The sequence below is a fragment of the Streptomyces sp. 13-12-16 genome (genome assembly GCF_002114215.1).
GTDB lineage: Bacteria > Actinomycetota > Actinomycetes > Streptomycetales > Streptomycetaceae > Streptomyces.
The window spans coordinates 1-2,636 of the sequence record NZ_NCTE01000703.1 but is presented as its reverse complement, the minus strand read 5'-3'; the positions used below and the strand labels follow the sequence as shown (position 1 = coordinate 2,636).

The window sequence follows — 2,636 nt, the reverse complement described above, 5'->3', positions numbered from 1 at the left end:
CCGGTGGGCCGGGCCCGGGGTGCCGGCCGTGATCTCCCGCCCGGACCGGGCGCGCGGCCCCGGCCGTGCCGTCCCGGCGAGGGGAGCCGTCGCCCGCCGGTTGTGCGGGCGCGGGCGATTGATTGAGTTACGCAATGAGATGGTAAAGTGCGGTACATGTCCACACCCGACGCCCCCGCCCCTGAGGAAGTGGCCGAGATCGAGCGCGCGCTCCACCGCCTCACCTACCTGAGCACGCGCGCGCGTCAGCACGAGCGGCTGATGGCCCTGGCGGGCGTGCCGCTGGACCGGGCCGCCGTCGCACTGCTGCGGCAGATGGCGGACACCGAGCCGATGCGGCCGGGGGAGCTGGCCGCCCGGCTGGGCGTGGAGGCCTCGCACGTCACCCGCACGGTGCAGCAGTTGCAGAAGTCCGGCCACGTCACCCGCGTCCCGGACCCCGACGACCGCCGTGCCCAGCGCATCGAGCTCACCGGGGCCGGCCGGGAGGCCATCGCCCGGATCCGGGAGACGGGGGTCCGGGGCATGCAGGCGGCCCTGGCCGACTGGTCGCCCGACGACCTGCGGCAGCTCGCCACCCTCTTCCACCGCATGGTCGACGACTTCCTCGCCTACGCCGCCGAGGAGCCGGAACCCGCCCGCAGCGCCTGACGGCGGGCTCCGGGGCCGCCGCCGCACGGTACTTACCGTCGGGTAATATCGCGCGGCAGGCCATCAGAGGAGGAACCGTGTCACGGTCCGAACGCTCGCCCCTGCTGCTCGCCGGTCTGCTGGCCGCCGCGGGCACCGCCCACTTCGCCGCCCCCCGCCGGTTCGACCACATCGTGCCGCGCTCCCTGCCCGGCTCGCCCCGGACCTGGACCCACGTCAGCGGCGCCGTCGAACTCGCGCTGGCCGCCGGGCTGGCGCTGCCCCGCACCCGCAGGGCCGCCGCGCTGGCCTCGGCGGCCTTCTTCGTCGGCGTGTTCCCCGCCAACGTGAAGATGGCCGTCGACTGGCGGCACCGCCCCGCCCCGCAGAGGGTCGCGGCCCTCGGCCGGCTGCCCCTGCAGGTGCCGCTGGTGCTGTGGGCGCGCGGCGTCGCCAAGGGCGCGGAGGGCCGGTCGTGAGCGGACGGGTGGAGAAGGGCGACACGGCCCCGGACTTCGCGCTCCCGGACGAGACCGGCACCGTCCGCCGCCTCTCGGAACTGCTCGCCGAAGGGCCGGTGGTGCTGTTCTTCTACCCGGCCGCGCTCAGCCCCGGCTGCACCGCGCAGGCCTGCCACTTCCGCGACCTCGCCGCCGAGTTCGCCGCGGTGGGCGCGCGGCCGGTGGGCATCAGTTCGGACGCCGTCGAACGGCAGGCGGAGTTCGCCGGACGGCACTCCCTCGGCATGCCCCTGCTGTCCGACGCCGACGGCACGGTCCGTGAGCGGTTCGGGGTGAAGCGGGGGATCGCCCTGGCGCCGACGAAACGGGCCACCTTCGTCATCGGCCGGGACCGCACCGTCCTGGAGGTGGTGCGCAGCGAACTGCGGATGAACGCCCACGCGGACCGGGCGCTCGCCGCGCTGCGCGCGTAGCGCGGCCCCGGGTGGACCGTCGCGGTTGATGCGGGGGCGCGATGGGATGATCCTGGACGAATGGATGACGCCTCCGCCGCGATGGTCGTCGATGCCCGCGGCATCGTGACGGGGTGGAGCGAGGGCGCCCGGCGGCTGACCGGACACCCGGCCGAGGAGGCCGTGGGACGGGCCGCACGGGCGCTGCTCGCCGGGGACGCGCCGTCCGGCACCGCGCCCCTCCCCCCGGGCCCGGTCACGTTGCGTCACCGCGACGGTCACCCCGTACCGGTCCGGCTCACGGTCCGGCCCCTGCTGGGCGCCGGGGGCGCCCCGGCCGGACACCTGATCACCGCCGAACCGCCCGACGAGACGCGGGTCTCCCTGGCCGCGTGGGCATTCCAGCAGGCGCCCCTGGGGGTCTCGGTCGTCGGCCCCGACTTGCGCTACCTCCTGGTCAACGACACCGCCTGCCGGCTGCTGGGCGAGCCGCAGGAGAACCTCGTCGGACGGTCCTGCCTGGAACCCGTGGAGGAGGAGTACACCCGCGGCCTGGGAGGGCATCTGCGCCGGGTCGCCGAGACGGGCGAGGCCCTGCACTACGAGATGTACAGCCGGGCCCCCACCCAGCCCCACCCGCGCGCCTGGAACATGGAGATGTGGCCGGTCGCCGGGCCCTCCGGCGAGTCGGTGGGCACCGCCCTCGCGGCGTTCGACACCACCGAGCAGCACCGGGCCCGGCGGCGGCTGGCCCTGCTGAACGAGGCCGCGACCGCCATCGGCACCACCCTGGACGTCGTCCGCACCGCCGAGGAGCTCGTGGCGCTCATGGTCCCGGCGGTCGCCGACTTCGTCGCCGTCGACCTGCACGACTGGGTCCTCGGCGCCGACGAACCCCCGGTCCGGCCGGACACCGGGGTCGTACTGCGCCGGGTGGCGCACGGCTCCGCCGCCGAGGGCGCTCCCGAGGCGGTCGTGCGCCTCGGCCAGACGGACGTCTACCCGCCCTCCTCCCCGCCCGCGCGGGCGCTGCGCGAGTGCGAGGCGGTGCTCGCCCGCGCCGGCGAGCCGGACTTCGACCGGTGGGTGGCCG

The 2,636-nt window shown here is 76.1% G+C and carries 4 protein-coding genes; all 4 read left to right on the top strand.

Annotated features, from left to right (window positions below; all coding sequences use genetic code 11):
- Window positions 1–156: 156 nt before the first annotated feature.
- Window positions 157–651 (top strand): MarR family winged helix-turn-helix transcriptional regulator, encoded by a 495-nt coding sequence (locus tag B7767_RS26640; RefSeq protein ID WP_085574413.1) that lies wholly within the window; start codon window positions 157–159, stop codon window positions 649–651.
- 77 nt (window positions 652–728) lie between these two features.
- Window positions 729–1,109: a DoxX family protein gene (locus B7767_RS26635; protein ID WP_085574412.1), complete on the top strand. Its 381-nt coding sequence runs from the start codon at window positions 729–731 to the stop codon at window positions 1,107–1,109.
- On the top strand, window positions 1,106–1,564 hold the full coding sequence (locus B7767_RS26630) for a peroxiredoxin (protein WP_085574411.1): 459 nt from the start codon (window positions 1,106–1,108) through the stop codon (window positions 1,562–1,564). Before B7767_RS26635 ends, B7767_RS26630 begins: the two co-directional genes overlap by 4 nt.
- Window positions 1,565–1,624: 60 nt before the next feature.
- Window positions 1,625–2,636: PAS domain-containing protein (locus tag B7767_RS26625; RefSeq protein WP_143652647.1), on the top strand; the 1,012-nt coding region annotated here is incomplete at its 3' end.

Bases quoted from the DNA above. Each gene is read 5' to 3' on its own strand.
- B7767_RS26640 (WP_085574413.1), top strand. From the start codon at position 157: ATGTCCACACCCGACGCCCCCGCCCCTGAGGAAGTGGCCGAGATCGAG.